Genomic DNA, 19,991 nt, shown 5'->3' on the forward strand with positions numbered 1-19,991 from the left:
GTGAAACAGGTCACAATGATATAGGTGACGGATGGAAAAAAATACGAGATGGAAGTGATTATTCATGAAGAATCCGAACATTGTCATTATCGGTGCCGGTTACGGGGGCATCATGACAGCTGTCAAACTTCAGAAGAGTCTTGGGGCGAACGATGCCAACATAACACTTGTGAACAAGCACAGCTACCACTATCAAACAACTTGGCTGCATGAGAACGCAGCAGGTACGCTTCACCATGACCGCACACGTATCGCAATCAAAGATGTTGTGGATACAAGCAAAGTCAACTTCATTCAGGATACAGTGACTGATATTAAAGCCGCCGATAAAAAGGTAATCCTTGAAGACGGCGAACTTTCTTATGACTACCTTGTCATTGGTCTTGGATTCGAAGCGGCTACGTTCGGTATCCCTGGACTTAAAGAGCATGCGTACACAATCAACAGCATTAACAGCTCTCGTTTGATCCGCCAGCATATTGAATACAACTTTGCGAAGTACAACAACGAGCCTGAAAAACAGCAGAAGCGTTTGAACATTGTTGTCGGCGGTGCCGGGTTTACAGGGATTGAATTTGTTGGTGAACTTGCGAACCGTATCCCTGAACTATGCAAGGAATACGATGTTCCACGTGACAAAGTGCGTATTATCAACGTCGAAGCTGCCCCGACAGCTCTTCCAGGATTTGATCCTGAACTTGTTGAATATGCGATGAACTCTTTGGAAGCGCGCGGTGTCGAGTTCAAAATCGGTGCGATGATCAAAGAAGTAACCGAAAACAGATTGGTTTTCGAAAAAGACGAACAGCGTGAAGAAATCGATACGAACACCGTCGTATGGGCGGCGGGTGTACGCGGGAACTCACTGGTTGAAGAAGCCGGTTTCGAAGCGAACCGCGGACGTATCCCGGTTCGTGATGATCTTCGTCCAGAAGGATACGATGATGTATTCATCGTAGGGGACTGTGCTCTCATTATGAATGAGAAAACAGAGCGCCCTTATCCTCCGACAGCGCAGATTGCCATCCAGGAAGCGGAGCATACAGCGAAAAACCTTACCCGTCTCGTGAAAGGTGACGATCACCTTGAGCCATTCAAGCCTAATATTCAAGGTACGGTTGCTTCCCTTGGGCACAATGATGCCATCGGTGTTGTCTTTGATGATAAGAAACTCTTCGGCTGGTCAGCGACTGCCATGAAGAAAGTTATCGACAACCGTTATCTTCTAAAGTTAGGCGGTCTTCCGCTCGTTCTAAAGAAAGGGAAGTTGAACTTCTTTAACTTCTAAAAGATATAGGAAACGCGAAAGCAGTTCATGCTTTCGCGTTTTTCGTACGTCCGGATATGCTTGCGCTTTCATAGGAAGCGGTTTAGAATGAATAATGGATTTGTACGTCCCTTTTAAGGGGAGTAGGGGGAAGCGACGTTGAATATTGTCCAATTTGCTGTATCCATTCTTTTGTTTTTTGTACTGTTTTTCGGGATATCCTTTCTATTAAATATGATTCTGCGCTCATCCTGGATCATGTCCATCGTGTATCCTGTCATCGTGTTGTTTATCGTGGATAACTTTCCGTGGACGGAATATTTCTCGCAGCCGGGCACAGCCTTCCCGGCTGTGTTTAAACAGCTCGGCCGTCTAGGTGTCGTGGACGTTGTGATCCTGACCAGCGGTTTTGTCGGCACTATTGCAGCTGGCATTGTTATTAAGAAATTAAGGAAGAGCGGATATCAAATGTTCTGAGAAGAGAAGAAGGGGCATCGATCTAAGGATCGATGCCCCTTCTTCTGGTTCAATTATTTGAATAAAATGATCGGTCTTGGACATGCTTACATCTAGAGGTGATGACATGTTTGCAGGACGTACGAAAAGGCTGTTTCTTCCTTTCTTATTCGCAGGGGCTGTGGTGAGCACGGCTTCCTATGTAACAAATCTATCTCTATCTGATCTGGGAGAATGGGTGATCGGTGAAATAAAAGACAGGAACAACACGACGGCTGATCCAGACCCACAAGTGAAAAGCGCAGTTGTTGAGGCGGTTCAGACGCTGGAACAGTCGATTGATTTGTCCCAGTATCAAAGCCGTCAGGTTACCGCTACGGGCTATACAGCCGGGTTTGAATCAACGGGAAAAACGCCTGAGCACCAGGCCTACGGCATTACGTTCTCCGGAGTGAATGTAACGAGGGACCTGTATTCCACAATCGCTGCTGATTTGAACGTGTTTCCTTTAGGGACCATCCTTTTTATTCCCGGATATGGGTATGGAGTGGTGGCTGATATTGGAGGGGCTATTGAAGGGGAGGAGCTGGATCTTTATTTCTCCAGCGTGGAGGATGTGTATGACCAATGGGGAAAGAAAACGTTGGACGTGTATGTGATCAAAGAAGGAGAAGGTCAGCTGACGGAAGAAGAACTGGACACTCTGAATGAAAATGAAGCCCAGCAGGTATTCCGTTCTGCAATCAAACCATAAAAAAACACTTCCGTTAAGAATGGCGGAAGTGTTTTTGTCCTTTAATAGATCAGAGAATGAAGCAGGAATGTAAGCAGGATGCCGGTCAGGCCCCCGAAAAACACTTCAATGGGCTGGTGTCCGAGCAGCTCTTTCAATTCCTCTTTTTTTTGATACCCTTCTTTCTGCTGCCAGCTTTTCGCTTCACTGACGAAGCGGTTAAAATCATTCAATAAGATGTTTAACATGATGGCCTGCTCCCCTGTCTGCCGTCGGACACCTGTACTGTCGAACATGACGATGATAGAGAAAACGCAGGCGACAGCGAAAATGGATGAACCGAAGCCCTGCTCAATCCCTACGCCTGTAGCCAGGGCTGTTACAGCGGCAGAGTGGCTGCTCGGCATGCCTCCTGTACTGAAGGCAAGGGTGGCATTAAACTGTCTGGAAGCAATGAATTGTATGGGGACTTTTACCGCCTGGGCAAAAACGATTGCAGCGATGGAGGCCCAGAGGGGGAAGTTTTGCAGTAAATCTAACAGCATTGTAACATCCTTTCTCATCCGGCAGGGTATCGAGATGGTTGATCTTTATGTAAGTCGTTTGTTGCTTATAAACAAAGACATTATATCATACATTCCGATAAAACGTCCCTTCATAAGGAAGGAGGGATGCGTATCTTGTATACTGGAGAAGGAGGTGGCGTTATGTTGACAATAACACAGAAGTGGAAACCCGAAGATCCCCTTGTCGTCGGGGTGTCTGCGGATGAGAATCAAAGCATTCTGATAGAGAAGATAAAAGATGCAGCAGGATTACATACAGCGGATTATTTAAAGAGTGGTCTCATTCAGCCCCCGCCGGGCCGAGTGGAAAATGTGATTGTTCCGTATGAGAATCAAATGGTCCGGGTCTTATGTATCGGTCTTGGGTCCAGGCAGATGATGACAAAAACTGATAGGAGAAACCTGTGGGGACAGGCTTTTCAGCAGATTGAGGCTCAAGGTGTGGAGCGGTGTTCCCTTTTGCTGGAGACTCTAATTCCTGATGGTCAGCAATATAAAGAGTGGACGGCGTTGTTAGCGGAAACGATCGGTTTATCAACCTATAAGCAGGAAAATTATAAAACCGGATCGGATGAAGTCAAACGGCTGAAGAGCCTGTCCATTTTTTCTGCTCAGTTCGATCAAGCTGCGATGGAAACAGCCGTTGCGGAAGGGATGGCTTATGCAGAAGGGGCCAATACAGCAAGGAAACTGGTTCACCTTCCCTCCAACATTCTTACTGCATCCGAACTCGCCGCACAATCCCTGAAAATGGCGGAGCGGTTTGGGTTCGATGCCCAAATCCTTGAGAAAGAAGATATGGAAAACCTGGGCATGGGAGCGCTCCTCGCTGTAAATCAGGGTTCTGTAGAGCCGCCGAAGCTGATTGTTCTGAAGTATCAAGGACTGGAGGAGTGGGAGGATGTCACTGCTCTTGTAGGGAAAGGCATAACGTATGATACGGGGGGCTATTCCATTAAACCGAAAACAGGCATGCCTGGTATGAAAGGGGATATGGGAGGCGCTGCTGCCGTTCTCGGAGCTATGGAAACCATAGGGCGCATCAAGCCTGAGAAGAACGTCATGGCTGTGATTCCGTCTACGGATAATATGATATCCGGTGGAGCATTTAAACCTGATGATGTGATTACTTCCATGAGTGGTCAAACCATTGAAGTACTGAATACAGATGCCGAGGGGCGTCTGGCACTGGGCGATGCAGTAACGTATGCCCGCTCAGAAGGGGCTGACAGGGTTATTGATGTGGCTACACTTACCGGAGGAGTAGTCACGGCCCTGGGATCGTGGATGACAGGGGCGATGACGAATGACGAGTCCTTTTATAAACAAATCGAAAAGGCAGGTCAGGAGACTGGAGAAGGGATCTGGCTTCTTCCGTATAACGATGATTATAAAGCTCAGGTAAGGAAAAGCAGCATTGCTGACTTGAATAATTCTCCAACACGCAAAGCTCATGCGATCATGGGTGGAGCGTTTGTCGGGGCTTTTGCGGAGGGGGTTCCGTGGGTGCATCTCGATATTGCCGGAACGTCTGTAGCAGAATCCGGGCACGCCCTTGGCCCTGAAGGACCTACAGGAGTCATGGCGAGGACACTTGCCTATTATGTGAACCATTAAAAAAACATAAGTTCCTGTCCAAGTGAGCTGACGCCGTGCCGCGGCAGGCATCCACCAATATGCGCGGCGGGATTGTATAAACGAAATGCGGGGCAGCCATTCTATATCGATTATTTACGTCTGGGCTTCAGCCCAGGCTTTTTTTGTGTGGATGGATATTGTATAGGAAGCGGTTTTTCAAGGAGGGCTTCCTATCTCTATTGCTGTTTCAATAAGAAACAAGACCCGGCAGCTGATGCAGATCGTCCGAACGCCTCTGCTGCTATCCAAAGTGGATAAGCATATAGGTACGATGCTGCTGCTTTATACAGCCTCCCAAGTATACTTCGGGAAGGTGGACATGGTGCAGGGGCGGGAAATCTATATGACCATCGGTGACCGTGTCCTGATCATCGACGGCAGAACCCTTGTTCATGTTTGCCCCGTGTGAAGGGTTTCTCGTCAACATCTCAACTGTGGATATAAAAAAGCACATACGCTTGTAAGCGTATGTGCTTTTGATTGTTAATCCTGGATGGCTGCTTCAAGAGCCACTTCAATCATTTCGTTAAAGGTGGTCTGACGTTCTTCGGCCGTCGTTTCTTCTCCGGTAAGGATATGATCACTTACAGTAAGAACGGACAGCGCCTGGCGGTTGTATTTCGCTGCAAGCGTATAAAGAGCGGTTGTTTCCATCTCTACAGCCAGCACGTTGTACTCAGCAAGCAGGTTGAATAGATCCATTGCATTGTCACGGTAGAAACTGTCACTTGTAAAGACGTTTCCGACTTTCAAGTCCAACCCTTTTGCTGTTCCTGCATCGTAGGCGTTCTTCAACAAATTGAAGTCCGCTGTCGGTGCATAGTCGATGCCGCCGAATACCATGCGGTTCATCTGGGAATCCGTTGTCGATGTGGAAGCAAGAATCACGTCACGTACGTTTACATCGTTCTGCAGTGCTCCGCATGAGCCGACGCGGATCAACTTTTGCACGCCGTAGCTGTCCATCAGTTCATTGACGTAGATGGAGATGGAAGGTACCCCCATCCCTGTTCCCTGAACAGAAATGCGCTCTCCTTTATATGTACCTGTGTATCCGTACATGCCACGTACTTCGTTATAGCAGACGGCATCCTCCAGGAAGTTTTCAGCAATATATTTGGCGCGGAGCGGGTCTCCTGGAAGCAGGATCTTATCCGCGATATCTCCTTGTTGTGCTCCAATATGTGTTGTCATGGGTTTTTCCTCCTTCATTTCTTTCAACATTTTAAAATTACCACACCACGAAAGCGAATACAAATGTCGTTGGTTTCAACCGAAATATTGTTTTTCCAGATCATTCAGCTGCTCTGCCGCATGGCTGTTGAAATCGGTGTCCCGGCGGTTTAATTTTTCTTTCAGTTTTTCAACAGACAGCTTGAGAGATTCCTGGTATTCGGGGATTTCTGTCCCTTCATAAGGATGAACGGCTTCTTTTTGGACGTTGGCTTTTTCAAGATAACTCAGCGCTTTCCGTTGATGAAAAAAAACATTCTCTGTTTTACCTGGGTTGTGAAGGTCGCCCTGCATCGGATGTTTATCAACGGCGAGCACCTGAACGAGGTAAAACTTCCCGCGGTCCTCTTTCACTTCTCCCATATATATCCCTGTTTTATAGTGTGCTTTTACTTTAGAACCGACCTGGATCTCAGACATTTTATTCCCTCCTAAATTCATCTCTTGTTTCATTGTAACAAAAAATATGTAGATCTTATGAAAACGGATGCGGAATTCCAGATGTTTGATATACTTGGGGAAGAAGGGTGGGGTTCACCATGATGGAATTTCTGTACTTCCCAGAAGATAAGTCTGAGTATATTCCTGCTGTCCTGATGCTTCTGCTGTTCATTGTGGCTGCAGCGGTGACCATGATCTGGATTATTAAAGCCTCTCAAAAAGAAGAGCATACATTTGATCAGAATTACTCCATAAATGAACAGGAAGATCGCGAACCGAAAAAGCCGCATTAGGTGCCTGCCTAATGCGGCTTTATTATATTTTCAGCAGCATGGGGGACACTAGAAAAAGCAGATTTCATCAAATGGAGGTTTTGAACCCATGAAGCGTGCCTTTATGTGTGCCGGTACGATCGCTGTTGTTTTGACGGCGTGCTCCGGAGAGGAAAGATCGCCGTTGGAAACATCTATCTATAACAAAGATAATGACAAAATCGGAACAGCCGTATTGACCGAACAGCCTGAAGGCGTTCAGGTGAAATTGAAAGTAGAAGGGCTTGAACCGGGGATGCACGGGATAGCTGTTCATGAATTTCCAAAATGTGATGCGCCTGAGTTCAAGAGTGCCGGGAACCATTTCAATCCTATGTCCAAAGAGCATGGTCTCATGAATCCCAAAGGGGCGCATGTGGGGGATATGCCGAACGTGGAGGCTGATCAGAGCGGTATGATTGATGTTGAGGTCATGCTTTCGGAGGCGAAGCTGAAAGAAGACCAGAAGTCGCTTCTGAGGGATGAAGGGACTTCCTTGATCATCCAGAGCGGACCAGATGATGGAATGACCCAGCCGGCAGGAGATGCAGGGGAACGTGCAGCCTGTGGAGTAATTACCATGGACGCAGACAAGGATGAAACGAGTGATCCCACGGAACCGGATAAACAGCAGGAATAACACGCCCTTTGCCAACTAGACGGACGGCCATCCTGGCGTTTACGGATACCTCTATGCAGACAGAAGGAATAATAAAAAAATAAGGCTGCCGTTTTTTCCCGGCAGCCTTATTTTTTATTCTATATTAAGATTGTTCAAAGGTCTGGACAGCTTTAATGATGCGTGTGACACCTTCCTCAAGTGTAGACATCGGAGCAGCCAGGTTGAGGCGCATAAAGCCGCGGCCTTCTTCTCCGAAGGACGCACCGTCGTTTAAGCCGACACGGGCCTCTTTCTGCATGAACTTCTTCAATTCCGTCTGGGAAAGTCCCATTTGTGAACAGTCCAGCCATAACAGATACGTCCCTTCGATCGGAAGCGCACGCACAGATCCTGTTTCATTCTCCAGCCGCTGAATCACATAGTCGCGATGCTCCTTCAGCACTTCTGTCAATGCGTCAACCCAGTCGGATCCATGCGTATACGCGGCTTCCATCGCCGTAATACCGAGGGTGTTCAGCATCATCATGCCTTGATTTTTAAAGTGTTTATCCAGCTTTTTCTTATCTTCCTTGTTTGCAGTAATGACATAAGATGCCTGCAGACCGGCAAGATTGAATGTTTTCGTAGGGGAAAGGCATGTGACCGTCTGCTGGTTCGTTTCTTCAGAAAGAGAAGCGATGGGTATATGCTTGTTCGGTGGGAGAATCAAGTCGGCATGAATTTCATCCGCTGCGATTTTCACACCGTGCTTCCGGCAGATCCGACTCATTTCCTCCAGTTCCTGCTTCGTCCATACCCTCCCGACAGGATTGTGAGGGTTACATAGGATAAACATGGTTACCTGATTATCTTTGATTTTGTTCTCGAAATCTTCAAAGTCTATTTCATACCTGTCCTCTTTATGAAGGAGTGGGTTTTTAACGATATGTCGGCCATGGTCTTTGACAACACTGTAGAACGGAGGATAGACCGGCGTCTGAATGAGAACGTTGTCGCCGATTTCCGTCAACGATTGAATAATCATGTGCAGAGATGGAATGACACCCGGGCTGAAAGTAATCCAGTCCGTTTCTGTTTCCCATCCGTGACGATTGCGAAGCCATCCCGTAATGGAATCCTTCACATCCTGGTCGGGAATGGTATATCCGAAAATGCCGTGTTCGACTCTAGATGTCAGTGCGTCTGTAACCGCTTGCGGCGTCTTGAAATCCATATCGGCCACCCACATCGGTAAAACATCTTTATCCTGATAAAAGTCTTCAATGAGATCCCATTTGACCGAGCGGGTCCCGGTTCTTGGGGTATATTGTTGAAATTCTTCCAAAGTTCTCGCCTCCATCAGCCATTTTTCCTTATCATAACCGAAACCGGGTCCTTCATGAAACTAACTTGTTCGGGAAGGGATTTTGGCCAAAAAAAAAGCAAAGCGAACGCTCGCTTTGCTTACACAGGGGGAATACGAGAAAGTCTTACGTTATTTAATATAACCCTGTTTCATAGTTTATAAACCTCTTTTTTAATTTTTCTGCTGATTCAGGTCATAAAGCAGATTCATAGCCCGAAGTACGTCCTGTTCTGAAAAGTCACGGGCTTTCCTTAAGATCAGTTTAGAGCTTTTGACGCCGATGTCCTGGACCAGCTGTGTAAGTTCTTCGTCAAAAGGAGATTCATCTTCATCGTGGAATTCCATCAGTTCGGAGGCGGGAATATCCAGAACCGTCGAGATCTTTAAGACGGTATCAAGTTCTGGTGTGCGCTCATTAGATTCATAACTTTCCAATGTGTGGACGCCCATCCGGGCTTTGAGAGCCAGTTCCTCTTTCGTGAATTTCTTCATTTCCCGGTACTTTCGGATATTGTTTCCTACGGACATACGCTGAATCCTCCTTTATTCTTTTTTCTAGTATATCACGATGCGAACAAATGATGTCTGAACGATTCGTGAACATAGACGGGATATTGCTTATTTCGCGCCTTTGTGGTAAAATCATTTATTGCGTGAAAAGAAGCGAATATTTAATGAATCAGGAGTTGTATAGCATGTCAGAGAAGTTCCAAGAAGGTCAAGTATTAGAAGGTAAAGTCACAGGCATTCAGCCTTACGGCGCGTTTGTAGCATTGGATGAGCAGGTTCAAGGTCTTGTACACATTTCCGAGGTTACTCACGGTTATGTAAAAGATATTAATGAACACCTTTCTGAAGGAGATGAAGTTCAGGTTAAAATTCTGAACATCGATGAGAAGAGCAACAAGTATTCTCTATCCATCCGTGCGACTCAGGAAGCACCTAAACAGCAGGAGCGTCGTCCACGTAAACAGGCGGCTCCAAAACAGCAGGAAGAAGCTGCAGGCTTCAACACGCTGAAAGACAAGCTTGAAGACTGGATCAAACAGTCTGATGACCGCGAAAAATTCCGCAAATAAGGAATGAAGAAGAGACCAGGGCCTGCCCTGGTCTCTTTTTTTATTCGTGTTCAACAGCTGTGTCGGCCGGTACATCACTGTTTTGTGCTGCGGGGATGAAATAAAGGGAAATCGCAATAAGTCCGCTGATCCCTACAGCCGTATAGATGATACGCGCAAGGAATGCACGCTGCTCACCACCGCCAAACAGCCCGGCAACAAGATCATACTGGAAAAGTCCGATAAGTCCCCAGTTGATGGCGCCGATGATGATCAGCAGGAGAGCCGTCCGTTGTATCCAGCTCATATTCAGACCTCCTTTTCTTCTCTTGTATTTAGTATGGATCTCGAAGCCGATGTTCATTCCAGACAGCATTTCTTTTGAGATTCTTGAAATTATCGGGGATAATAGGAAAGCACGTTAAGAAAAGAAAGGAGCTTCCAATCCATGGATACATTTACATTTCATAACCCAACCAAACTGATCTTTGGTAAAGATCAAATTGAACAACTGCCCGGCCAGCTGCCGGAAGGGGCGAAAAAAGTCCTTGTTGTATACGGCGGAGGCAGTATTAAGAAAAACGGCGTTTATGACCAGGTCATGGACCAGCTGAAAAAAGCTGAGGTTGAAGTTCTTGAGCTTTCCGGAGTTGAACCAAACCCTAAATTGACAACGGTCGAAAAAGGGGTGGAGATTTCCAAACAGGAAAATGTTGATTTTCTTCTTGCTGTCGGTGGCGGTAGTGTCATTGATGCTACGAAAACCATCGCTGCAGGTGCTAAATATGAGGGTGCCCCTTGGGATCTCGTAACCCGTCAGGCGACACCTGAAGATGCTCTTCCATTCGGTACAGTGCTGACGCTTGCAGCGACAGGCTCTGAAATGAATGCGGGCGCTGTTATTACCAATTGGGAAACGAATGAGAAATACGGATGGGGTGCGGCTCCATTGACCAACCCGGCCTTCTCTATTCTTGATCCGGCCTACACAGCAACAGTTCCTGAAGATCAGACGGTATATGGCATTGTCGATATGATGACACACCTATTCGAACAGTATTTCCACAATCCGACACAGTCTCCTGTGCAGGATGAGATGATTGAAGGTGTCCTCCGCTCTGTCATTGAAACAGCTCCGAAGCTGCTTCAAGACCTTGAATCCCTGGAGCATCGTGAAACGATCCTTTATGCAGGTACGCTTGCATTGAACGGGATGATGCAGATGGGTTACCGCGGAGACTGGGCAAGCCATAACATCGAGCACGCGGTTTCAGCGGTTTATGACATTCCGCATGCCGGTGGACTGGCGATTCTATTCCCGAACTGGATGAAGCATAACCTTGAGGTTAATGTTTCACGCTTTGCCCGTCTTGGTGAAAAAGTGTTTGGTGTAGAAACTGAAGGGAAATCAGAGCGTGAAGTGGCTGAAGAAGGTATCCAGGAACTTCGTAAATTCTGGACATCCCTTGGTGCACCCCAAACGCTTGCTGACTATGACATCGGCGATGATAAGTTTGACGTAATCGTTGACCGTGCGATGAAACGCGGACCATTCGGTAACTTTAACAAGCTGCACGAAGAAGACGTTCAAGAAATCCTGGAAATGTCTAAATAAGGTTTATCGAAAAAGGCGCGGGGATCCGTGCCTTTTTCTTTTACAAAACATTTTGCCGATGTATCCGTTTACAAGTGGAGCTTTGCTTGATTTGCTATGGAGGTTTCGATAAAGTGAAATTGGTCAGGTATAAAATTGACGATTTGGAGGGTATGACATGACACATATTCGTTTTGATTATGAAAAAGCGCTGCCATTCTTTGGCGAACATGAATTGGAATATATGCAGGGTGCTGTATCAACAGCCCACAAAGCGCTCCATGAAAAGACAGGAGCAGGTAACGACTTTCTAGGGTGGGTCGATCTTCCCGAGGACTATGATAAGGAAGAATTCGCCCGCATTAAAAAATCCGCAGAAAAAATTAAATCCGACTCGGACGTCCTTCTTGTCATCGGTATCGGCGGTTCATACTTAGGGGCAAGAGCAGCCTTGGAAATGCTCAACCACAGTTTCTACAACACGCTGGCGAAGGAAGACCGTGACACACCACAGGTCTTCTTCGTAGGAAACAGCATCAGCGCTCCATACATGAATGAGCTGTTTGATGTCCTTAAAAATAAAGATGTTTCCATTAACGTCATTTCTAAAAGCGGAACGACGACAGAGCCGGCGATTGCATTCCGTGTCTTCCGTAAGTTCCTGGAGGACAAATATGGGCAGGAAGAAGCGCAGAAACGCATTTATGCTACAACAGATGCCAACAAAGGTGCATTGAAGACACTTGCTGATGAGCAGGGATACGAATCCTTTGTGGTCCCTGATGATGTGGGCGGTCGTTATTCTGTCCTTACTGCTGTTGGACTGCTTCCAATTGCAGCGAGCGGCATTGATATTGATGCCATGATGGAAGGGGCGCAGAAGGCCCGCCAGGAGCTGAGTGCCGAAAAGCTTTCTGAAAACCCGGCCTATCAATATGCAGCGGTTCGTAACGTCCTTTACAACAAAGGCAAAACGATTGAAATGCTGATCAACTATGAACCATCCCTTCAGTACTTCTCTGAATGGTGGAAGCAGTTGTTTGGCGAAAGTGAAGGAAAAGACCAGAAGGGGATCTTCCCGGCTTCTGCCAACTTCTCTACAGATCTTCACTCTCTTGGACAATATGTTCAGGAAGGGCGCAGAGACTTGTTTGAGACGGTTCTTCACGTGGAAACGCCAAGCTCTGACATGACCATTGAAGAAGATGATCAGAACCTTGACGGGTTGAACTACCTGGCTGGAAGCACTGTGGACAAGGTCAACGAAAAAGCATACCTTGGTACAATGCTGGCGCATACAGATGGGGATGTTCCGAACTTGATTGTTCACCTTCCGAAGCGTGACGCCTACACGTTTGGTTATCTTGTATACTTCTTCGAGAAAGCCTGTGCCATCAGTGGCTATCTTCTCGGGGTCAACCCGTTTGATCAGCCTGGAGTGGAAGCGTATAAGAAGAATATGTTCGCCCTTCTTGGCAAGCCTGGATTTGAAGAAGAAAAAGAAAAACTCGAAAAACGCCTGTAAAGCGCAAAAGCGTGGCTCATCCATGAATTGGATGAGCCGCGCTTTTTTTATTGGGGCATAGTAAAACATAAAGGAGGAATGACAATGATACCTTTAACCTCTTCATTGACGGGACAGGTCTTTTCTTTTCAGGATGCAGAAGCAGCTTTGAAAACGATCGGATTTAAACTGGCGGACAACTGGGATTATGAACACGGCTATTTTGATTATAAAATTGATGACCGCGTTGGCTATCAATTTATCCGCCTGCCTTTTGTAGTGACGTCCGGATCCCTTGATGCACCATCAGATTACGCCATGATTGAAATGACGGAGCCGTTTCTGCTTTCTCATAAATACAATCCCGGCCTTGATGACAATGTCAAAGAAGGGAACATCCGGGCCATTTTTGACCAGTTCCAGGAGCCTGTGGACAAAGATGCCTCTTTTCCGGAAGAACACATCCAATCAGGTCAAGAGCTCCTTCAGGCGGCAGAAGAAGTGCTACTTCCTCAGAGGTGAGAACAATATGAGCTCATCTCCCTTTTCCAATTCGATGTTTTCGTCAAGGTGAAAGGACAGCTCTCCATTTTTTCGGATGCCGATAATCTGGCATCCTTTTTTCAAGAAAAATTCATAAGCCGTTAAGATCGGGTGACCTGCGAGTGTTTCGGTAACTTTCTCTTCGTGAAACTGACGCTCGGTCAACAGGGAAAGGAGGAGCTCGAATGGTTTGACAGGATCATTGCGGTAAAGCTCCTGGTAAAACAGGCTGCTCATAAAGTCATTGGAACGGATGATTGTACTGGCGCCGGCACGCTGCGCATTAATTTTCTGGCGGTCTGTCAGCACCTCCGCGATAATGAACAATTCCGGGTGGTGCCCTTTCAAGGCAACAATCTGATGGATCACAGCCTGGTCCGACTGCTGTTCCTCCATGGATGGATCCGCCGTGATGATTGCCATCCGGGCTTCTTTAATATTGGCATGCTCCAGCGTGTCTTCATTTGTCGCACTGCCGCTGATAAAGTGGACGCTTGGCAAGCGCTGATAAAACTGGTTCATGGTCTGATCAATCATAACAATCCGTTCGTGAAGGTTCTGATCCTGCAGCATATCAATTAAGTGGCGGGTCCGCTCGTTCCAGCCGATCAGGACAATGTGATCGGCTCCCTTATACGGAACACGACCTTCGGACAAACTGGTTTCATGCTTCACCGTAGAAGCTGATAACGTGGCCATATAAAAGGTGACGAGCCCTCCTCCCGAGAGAATTAATAGAATAGCCACAGCTTTCCCCGCAGGACTTAAAGGCACATAGTCCCCGTATCCTACAGTGGCACCTGTTACGAAAGCCCACCATAAGCCGTCAAAAAAGGTAGGGAAATTCTCAGGTTCGATGATATGGATAATGATGCCGAATAAGGTCATCGTGAAGAATACCGTACTTAGAAGGCGGACAAATAAAGGCAGTTGAAAGTAAAGGCGGATGAGGTGCTGCATAACCCGGCCCCCTTTTTTACCTACAGTATGGCTTGAATCCAGGCAAAACAAACGTAAAAAGAACCTGCTTCATGGAGAAAGCAGGTTTTGGTGTGTCAGGATTGAAGGGTCTGTTTCATATCTTCATAGACGTACTTCCATAGATCCTGGTTATCACGGAAGGCTTTTGTAACGAAAAGCAGGACTTCCCTGCGCTTTTCTTCGTAATCCGGTGCTTCTTTATCTGGGAGGTTTGTAAGAGAGTCGGTTACGTACTGTTCCAGTTCCGGTGCCCGAGGCCCCCAGACAGCTGCTTCTTTCCCTTCTGGATCGATCAGAATGATTTTTGGAATGGAACGGGAGGTGCCATTTGTTAAATAGCGGTCCATCAGCTCCGGGTTATCATTCCGGAGGAAAAAGCGCGTATCGATTTGTCCGGCTTCTGAAATCCTGAGGAAAATAGGCAGGTTCAGCATTGCATCGCCGCACCAGTCTTCGGTCAGCACCAAAGCTCTCCACTGTTTGTTCTGTACGTTTTCAAAAAGAGGTACATCCTCCACTTGTGTAGAGAAATGTTCATATATGTACAAAAAATCATTTTGATGGGACTGCATCTGATCCACATATTCCTGAGGCTGCATTCCTTCGTAAAACTGCTGGTTCAAGTCCATAAGAAATTCTCCTTTCTAATTCCTACCTATTCCTTTTCCCTAAAAAGAACAGAAGTATGCATCCATATGAAGTCCGTCTGTTTTTTTGTTAAGATAATTACGAAGGAGGGTGTTTACCTGTGGAAAAAGAACGTCTGGACTTTCTAATGGAATTGTTAAATACCCCGTCTCCGTCGAGTATGGAGATGGAAATACAAAAACGCTGGATCGAAGAAATGCGTCCTTACGCAGATGTGATTCAGACCGATCATGCCGGCAATGCGATTGCTGTGCTCAACCCGGAAGCGGATTTCAAAATCATGCTGGCGGGTCATTGTGATGAAATTGCTCTTGTCGTCAATCGGATCGATGAGAACGGGTATGTGTATGTCGATAAGATGGGGGGCATTAACCCTAAAGCGGCCGTAGGGATGAAAGTGAGCATTCAAGGTCACGGCGGGACACTAACCGGCGTCATTGGTGTCAATGCCCAGCACCACGGTGGACTGAAGGGAGACTTCGGACTTGAAGAACTGTTTATCGACTGCGGAGCCAAATCCAAGGAGGAAGTCGAAAAGTTCGTACAGATTGGCGATCTGGCCGTTTATAAAAGGGAGCCGGAAGTGCTGATGGACCGATACATAGCCGGCCGTGGTCTTGATAACCGGACCGGTCAGTTCGTTGTCGGGGAAGTGCTGCGCCGCTTATCTGAGAAAAAATTGAATGTCGGTGTGTATGCAGCGAGCACGGTGAATGAAGAAACGAATATGGGCGGTGCCTATTTTGCAGCAGCAGGCATAGAACCTACGATGGCCATTGCCTGTGACGTGACGTTCGCTACGGATTATCCGGGTGTAGACAAACGGAAACACGGGGACGTCCGTCTTGAGAAGGGTCCGGTACTTGCCAAAGGGGCTCCGATCAACCGCAAAATTAATCAACTGCTGGAAAAGACAGCCTCCTCTCTCGATATGGATGTTCAATATGAACTGACTCCCAGAGCGACAGGTACGGATGCTGATAAGATGCGGTTGACAGGGAAAGGTGTGCCGGTCAGTCTTGTCTCGCTGCCGCTTCGGTATATGCATTCCCCTGTAGAAACAGCGAGCATTCAGGATATGGAAGAGGAAATCACCCTTCTTGTCGAATTGATCGCCGGCATGACTGGAAAAGAAAGTCTAAATCCACTGGATGATTAAAATGACTGAGAATATGCTGTTCCTTCAATAAGTCAGAGGTTTCCCGAACCGCGTATCGGTGGATGCTTATCGTGGGCACGGCCTCAGCTGTTCCTGGAGGCGTCACCACCGAGCACTCCTCGTGAAATCACCTGAGGTGAAAGGGAATAGAGTGGGATGATAGACGCTTGATAATCTTCTTTTTGTTCAAACCATCATGTCCAGGGCTCGTATATTCCTTCAGCTGTTGAGATTCATTTTCAACAGCTGAACTTATGATTACATGAAAAACACATGCTCTCGCAAAGTCCGGTATCATCAACCATCTGTGTGTAATCATTTTATACCAGCCACTCCCTCAACGTTCTATAGTATTTTGTTTATTTTCATGCATATTTGGGGACACTAGCCGATATAATCTTCTATAGTGTTAAGGAGTGATCGGCATGGACCGTGAAGCACTGCATCAGCAGATTGTAATGTTGAAAGGAAGAATCAATGCCGGCCAGGTTCACGTTCAGGGGTATGATGACTACATTATGCTTCAGTTAGGAAAAGTGAAAGACAGTGAAGACGGCCTCGTAGACGTCTCAACGGTTTCTGCAACACTGAGGCTTCTGCTGGACGCGACGGATAAAGTGGATGGTCCTGCTCATTAGGAGCGGGATTTTTTTATGTATTTTTTTACATAATTACGGCTCATTTTCAAGACTGTTCAGGAACCGCCTCTGTTATACTGAAATCAAGACGATTGGATTTAAAACTTTGCAATTTCTGGAGGCGGAGAAATTTGGATTGGGATGTCGTAGAAAAAGAAACGACCCATGTCGAATTGTTTAAAGCGGTTGAGGATCATCTGGCCCTCATATTTTTTGGGAAGGACCGCAGGGTATCCTATGCGAACGATATCTTTGCACAGACGATGAACTATCGGAAGAGCCAGGATTTGATTGGCAGGCATCACAAGGAATTCTGCTTCAGCGATTTCACGCAAAGCAACGCATATGAACAATTCTGGCGTGCGTTGTGGAATGGGAAAAGCTTTCAGGATAAGATCAAGCGCAAAGATGCTTCAGGTCATGAGGTGTGGCTGGAAGCTACTTACATGCCTGTATATAAGAACGGCAGCATTATCGGGATAATGAAGGTGGCTTCTGACATCACACCGAGGCAGAATGAATTGACCGGAACGGTGGAAGAGCTTCAGAATGTATCCTTGAACTTGAACAACCGAGCTGAGGAAGGGATGAAGGAGCATAAGGCTTTGAACAGTCAGATCGCTCTCATTAATGAGACTTCCAAAGAGAACACGAAAACACTGGCAGGTTTGAAAATACAGGCGCAGAATATCCAGGGGGTTGTGAAAACCATCAAGGAAATCGCCTCCCAGACGAATCTTTTGTCATTAAATGCTGCTATAGAAGCCGCAAGGGCCGGGGAGCACGGTCGAGGATTTGATGTGGTTGCTAAGGAAGTCCGGAAGCTCTCCAACAAAGTGGAGCATTCCATTGGGGAAGTCCGGGAAAATGTGGACAAGATTACGGAAGAAATCACCCGTATCAATCAGGGAACCGAGATGATTCAGAAGGAACTGGTGGAAGCACTGCACAACCTCGAAGGTGCATCCCGTGGCTATCAGCAGGTAGTCGAAGCAGGAGAAGCCGTTAACAAAGAAGCGCAGTCCTTGAAGGAATTGATATAAAACTGGAATGGAAAAAAGAGAGCCTGCCATGTGGCGAGCTCTCTTTTGCATTATAGAAGACCCCCGTCATCAGGAGCTGGGAAAGTGAAAGATGGGGCGTCTGTATCTTGTTTGCAGCGACCAGGATTCAAATCACAGACATTTCCGTGTGCGTCGCGGATGACCGGACGAGTAACCGTGATTGTTGTTTTAAGAATGATTTTCACAATAATTCCTTCTACTAGAGTGAGGCCGGCAGCTCCTACAACAGGAACGCCTTCCTGGGTGAAAATCCCCTCAATTTCCAGCGGTGTTTCCGTCAAGTTATCTTCTGGGCATGCGCCTGGAAAGTCAGTGTGGGCTTGGAATGGGATGGATGTGTTAAGAACTCCAGTAGTCAACGCACCGAGAGCATCAAGGAAAGTGACGGTAATGGTCGCTGGAATCAGACCGATGTTGACAACTTTGTTTCTAATGATACGGGCGTTCATCGTAATGTTTTCCAAATTAGGGACGACTTCTACAGATACAAGGCTGGCAATGGTTACACCTGCAGCTGCAAATACACTGAGCGGCAGGGTAGCTTCAGCAACTTTCTGTACCTGCTTGGTTCCAACCAAAGCATTTTCTACGAAGCAGTCGCTGTTCAATTTGGCTGGCTTAAGTTCAGGCTTTTTGAAGTTACACTTACATCCGGACGGACAATAATTTTTTTTCTCGCATATCTCTTTTTTCTTAGGAAACTTCATCGGCAGTTTCCCGGGCACGGAAATTTTCCTGCAGTGCGCCATATTTTTTCCACCTTTATCAATGAATTTGTGTTGTACATAGGTATACTATTCCTGAAGGGATAGACAGTGTAGGCCAGTGTGATAGATTTATTGGAATAGGCTGAAAGATTCGGTTAGCTGCGGCTGAAAGACCTTTCTGATCACGGATGTGTCTGTATGCAGCACACCGGCTTCCTGATTGGGGAATTAGCATAAGAAGGACCGTTGTTTAATGGAAAAGAAAGAGAGCTTATCACCCGATAAGCTCTCTTTCTTTTCCATTAAAGGATTCCGTCGTCATCTGGCCCTGGGAAGGTGAATGATGGGGCGTCCGTATCCTGTTTGCAGCGGTCAGGGTTCAAATCACAAACATTTCCATGCGCGTCACGAATGACAGGACGCGTAACTGTGATCGTTGTTTTGAGAATGATTTTCACAATAATCCCTTCCACTAAAGCAGTTCCTGCAACGTCGACGACAGGAACACCTTCCTGTGTGAAGATACCTTCGACTTCCAGCGGTGTTTCGGTCAAGTTATCTTCCGGACAGGCGCCTGGAAAATCGGTGTGAGCTTGAAAAGGAATTGCTGTATTCAGTACTCCGACTTGTAAGCCTCCATCTACATCTAAGAAGTTAAGTGTAATGGTAGCTGGAATTAATCCAATATTAACGACTTTGTTCTTGATGATGCGGGCATTCATTGTAATATTCTCCAAGTTAGGAACGACCTCTACAGATACAATGCTGCCAACGCCTAGAGCAGTAAATAGAGTAAGTGGAAGAGTAGCTTCAGCCACCTTCTGAACCTGTTTGGTCCCCACGAGCGCATTTTCCACAAAACAGTCGCTGTTCAGATTAGCGGGCTTGAGTTCAGGTTTTTTGAAATGACACTTACATCCAGTCGGACAGTAATGCTTCTTCTCATGTTTTTCTTTTTTCTTCGGAAACTTCATCGGCAGTTTCCCCGGAACGGAAACTTTCCTGCAATTCGCCATATTTTTTCCACCTTTATCAAAGAAATTTTGTAGTACATAGGTATAGTATTCCTGCAAAGGTAGACGGTGTAGGCCGGTGTGATAGGTTAGGTGGAATAGGCTGTTGATAAAAAATGTCAGGGGAATCAGCTTGCAGAACTTCCTGCTTGCACCGGGCAAAGGTTTTGTATAAAATAAAGATACAAAATTATATTGATTCCATCTTCGGGGCAGGGTGAAATTCCCGACCGACGGTAAGAAGGCATAGTGACCTTTAAGTCCGTGACCCGTGCAGTTCTTCTGCATGGCTGACCTGGTGAGAGTCCGGGACCGACAGTTACAGTCTGGATGGGAGAAGATGTCGAGCGGAACAGGCAGCGCATGCTAGATATGCTGCCTCTATTTAGCCGTGGACCAAGACCATCCCTAAGCCCAATGCTTCAGGGGTTTTTTTATTGGTCAGGCTCAGCCGCTCACCTTCATCTGGG

General features: G+C 46.7%; 24 protein-coding genes and 1 riboswitch. Of the genes, 14 read left to right on the forward strand and 10 right to left on the reverse strand.

The window, feature by feature from the left end:
- Positions 1-64 precede the first annotated feature (64 nt).
- From H615_RS0118010 to H615_RS0118020, 3 genes are all read left to right on the forward strand, one after another.
- Positions 65-1,288 carry an NAD(P)/FAD-dependent oxidoreductase gene (locus H615_RS0118010; RefSeq protein ID WP_027956443.1) on the forward strand — a complete coding sequence of 408 codons (1,224 nt, stop codon included), beginning with the start codon at positions 65-67 and terminating at the stop codon, positions 1,286-1,288.
- A 138-nt stretch (positions 1,289-1,426) separates the two neighbouring features.
- Positions 1,427-1,744, forward strand: a complete 318-nt coding sequence (locus H615_RS0118015; RefSeq protein ID WP_027956444.1) for a YuiB family protein — start codon at positions 1,427-1,429, stop codon at positions 1,742-1,744.
- Positions 1,745-1,850: 106 nt separating this feature from the next.
- Positions 1,851-2,477, forward strand: coding sequence for a 3D domain-containing protein (locus H615_RS0118020; protein ID WP_027956445.1), 627 nt, complete (start codon positions 1,851-1,853; stop codon positions 2,475-2,477).
- 41 nt (positions 2,478-2,518) lie between these two features.
- Here the strand turns inward: H615_RS0118020 and H615_RS0118025 are convergent, their stop codons facing one another.
- Positions 2,519-3,001 (reverse strand): divergent PAP2 family protein, encoded by a 483-nt coding sequence (locus H615_RS0118025; protein WP_027956446.1) that lies wholly within the window; start codon positions 2,999-3,001, stop codon positions 2,519-2,521.
- Between the two features lie 162 nt (positions 3,002-3,163).
- Between H615_RS0118025 and H615_RS0118030 the strand changes: the two genes are divergently transcribed.
- A complete protein-coding gene (locus H615_RS0118030; protein ID WP_027956447.1) occupies positions 3,164-4,639 on the forward strand; it encodes a leucyl aminopeptidase in 1,476 nt (491 codons plus the stop codon).
- Between the two features lie 235 nt (positions 4,640-4,874).
- Positions 4,875-5,069 carry a hypothetical protein gene (locus H615_RS0118035; RefSeq protein ID WP_027956448.1) on the forward strand — a complete coding sequence of 65 codons (195 nt, stop codon included), beginning with the start codon at positions 4,875-4,877 and terminating at the stop codon, positions 5,067-5,069.
- A 74-nt stretch (positions 5,070-5,143) separates the two neighbouring features.
- On the opposite strand, the gene deoD is transcribed toward H615_RS0118035, so the two are convergent.
- Positions 5,144-5,854, reverse strand: a complete 711-nt coding sequence (deoD, locus tag H615_RS0118040) for a purine-nucleoside phosphorylase (protein WP_027956449.1) — start codon at positions 5,852-5,854, stop codon at positions 5,144-5,146.
- Positions 5,855-5,929: 75 nt separating this feature from the next.
- Positions 5,930-6,313, reverse strand: a complete 384-nt coding sequence (gene kapB, locus H615_RS0118045; protein ID WP_027956450.1) for a kinase-associated lipoprotein KapB — start codon at positions 6,311-6,313, stop codon at positions 5,930-5,932.
- 119 nt (positions 6,314-6,432) lie between these two features.
- On the opposite strand from kapB, the gene H615_RS0118050 reads away from it, so the two are divergent.
- Both H615_RS0118050 and H615_RS0118055 read left to right on the forward strand, forming a co-directional pair.
- Positions 6,433-6,627, forward strand: coding sequence for a hypothetical protein (locus H615_RS0118050; RefSeq protein WP_027956451.1), 195 nt, complete (start codon positions 6,433-6,435; stop codon positions 6,625-6,627).
- A gap of 88 nt (positions 6,628-6,715) precedes the next feature.
- Positions 6,716-7,285, forward strand: coding sequence for a superoxide dismutase family protein (locus H615_RS0118055; protein ID WP_027956452.1), 570 nt, complete (start codon positions 6,716-6,718; stop codon positions 7,283-7,285).
- Between the two features lie 124 nt (positions 7,286-7,409).
- Here the strand turns inward: H615_RS0118055 and H615_RS0118060 are convergent, their stop codons facing one another.
- Positions 7,410-8,591, reverse strand: coding sequence for a MalY/PatB family protein (locus H615_RS0118060; protein ID WP_027956453.1), 1,182 nt, complete (start codon positions 8,589-8,591; stop codon positions 7,410-7,412).
- Positions 8,592-8,783: 192 nt separating this feature from the next.
- On the reverse strand, positions 8,784-9,140 hold the full coding sequence (locus H615_RS0118065) for a helix-turn-helix domain-containing protein (protein ID WP_027956454.1): 357 nt from the start codon (positions 9,138-9,140) through the stop codon (positions 8,784-8,786).
- A gap of 167 nt (positions 9,141-9,307) precedes the next feature.
- On the opposite strand from H615_RS0118065, the gene yugI reads away from it, so the two are divergent.
- Positions 9,308-9,691 (forward strand): S1 domain-containing post-transcriptional regulator GSP13, encoded by a 384-nt coding sequence (gene yugI, locus H615_RS0118070; RefSeq protein WP_027956455.1) that lies wholly within the window; start codon positions 9,308-9,310, stop codon positions 9,689-9,691.
- Between the two features lie 40 nt (positions 9,692-9,731).
- On the opposite strand, the gene H615_RS0118075 is transcribed toward yugI, so the two are convergent.
- Positions 9,732-9,977: a DUF378 domain-containing protein gene (locus tag H615_RS0118075; RefSeq protein ID WP_027956456.1), complete on the reverse strand. Its 246-nt coding sequence runs from the start codon at positions 9,975-9,977 to the stop codon at positions 9,732-9,734.
- Between the two features lie 141 nt (positions 9,978-10,118).
- Here H615_RS0118075 and H615_RS0118080 point away from each other — a divergent pair, with 141 nt between their 5' ends.
- From H615_RS0118080 to H615_RS0118090, 3 genes are all read left to right on the forward strand, one after another.
- On the forward strand, positions 10,119-11,285 hold the full coding sequence (locus H615_RS0118080) for an iron-containing alcohol dehydrogenase (RefSeq protein ID WP_027956457.1): 1,167 nt from the start codon (positions 10,119-10,121) through the stop codon (positions 11,283-11,285).
- A 157-nt stretch (positions 11,286-11,442) separates the two neighbouring features.
- The gene (locus tag H615_RS0118085; protein WP_027956458.1) at positions 11,443-12,789 is read left to right on the forward strand and encodes a glucose-6-phosphate isomerase; all 1,347 of its coding nucleotides are present in this window, start codon (positions 11,443-11,445) and stop codon (positions 12,787-12,789) included.
- 84 nt (positions 12,790-12,873) lie between these two features.
- On the forward strand, positions 12,874-13,290 hold the full coding sequence (locus H615_RS0118090; protein WP_027956459.1) for a YugN-like family protein: 417 nt from the start codon (positions 12,874-12,876) through the stop codon (positions 13,288-13,290).
- On the opposite strand, the gene H615_RS0118095 is transcribed toward H615_RS0118090, so the two are convergent.
- Positions 13,273-14,271 (reverse strand): potassium channel family protein, encoded by a 999-nt coding sequence (locus H615_RS0118095; RefSeq protein WP_027956460.1) that lies wholly within the window; start codon positions 14,269-14,271, stop codon positions 13,273-13,275. The two genes, H615_RS0118090 and H615_RS0118095, sit on opposite strands and share 18 nt — an antisense overlap.
- Positions 14,272-14,366: 95 nt before the next feature.
- A complete protein-coding gene (locus H615_RS0118100; RefSeq protein ID WP_027956461.1) occupies positions 14,367-14,921 on the reverse strand; it encodes a thioredoxin family protein in 555 nt (184 codons plus the stop codon).
- A 146-nt stretch (positions 14,922-15,067) separates the two neighbouring features.
- On the opposite strand from H615_RS0118100, the gene H615_RS0118105 reads away from it, so the two are divergent.
- The 3 genes from H615_RS0118105 (at position 15,068) to H615_RS0118115 (ending at position 17,780) form a co-directional block, all read left to right on the forward strand.
- Positions 15,068-16,099 (forward strand): M20/M25/M40 family metallo-hydrolase, encoded by a 1,032-nt coding sequence (locus tag H615_RS0118105; protein WP_425307012.1) that lies wholly within the window; start codon positions 15,068-15,070, stop codon positions 16,097-16,099.
- A 425-nt stretch (positions 16,100-16,524) separates the two neighbouring features.
- The gene (locus H615_RS0118110) at positions 16,525-16,737 is read left to right on the forward strand and encodes a hypothetical protein (RefSeq protein ID WP_027956463.1); all 213 of its coding nucleotides are present in this window, start codon (positions 16,525-16,527) and stop codon (positions 16,735-16,737) included.
- A gap of 131 nt (positions 16,738-16,868) precedes the next feature.
- Positions 16,869-17,780, forward strand: a complete 912-nt coding sequence (locus H615_RS0118115; protein WP_027956464.1) for a methyl-accepting chemotaxis protein — start codon at positions 16,869-16,871, stop codon at positions 17,778-17,780.
- Positions 17,781-17,830: 50 nt separating this feature from the next.
- On the opposite strand, the gene H615_RS0118120 is transcribed toward H615_RS0118115, so the two are convergent.
- Both H615_RS0118120 and H615_RS0118125 read right to left on the reverse strand, forming a co-directional pair.
- A complete protein-coding gene (locus H615_RS0118120) occupies positions 17,831-18,550 on the reverse strand; it encodes a hypothetical protein (RefSeq protein ID WP_027956465.1) in 720 nt (239 codons plus the stop codon).
- Positions 18,551-18,810: 260 nt separating this feature from the next.
- Complete coding sequence (locus tag H615_RS0118125) at positions 18,811-19,524, reverse strand: hypothetical protein (protein ID WP_027956466.1); 714 nt, start codon at positions 19,522-19,524, stop codon at positions 18,811-18,813.
- 196 nt (positions 19,525-19,720) lie between these two features.
- Positions 19,721-19,867: riboswitch (FMN riboswitch) on the forward strand.
- Positions 19,868-19,991 lie beyond the last annotated feature (124 nt).

Origin of the sequence: Halobacillus kuroshimensis DSM 18393, assembly GCF_000425705.1 — a bacterium.
In the GTDB taxonomy this organism is placed as follows: domain Bacteria; phylum Bacillota; class Bacilli; order Bacillales; family Halobacillaceae; genus Halobacillus; species Halobacillus kuroshimensis.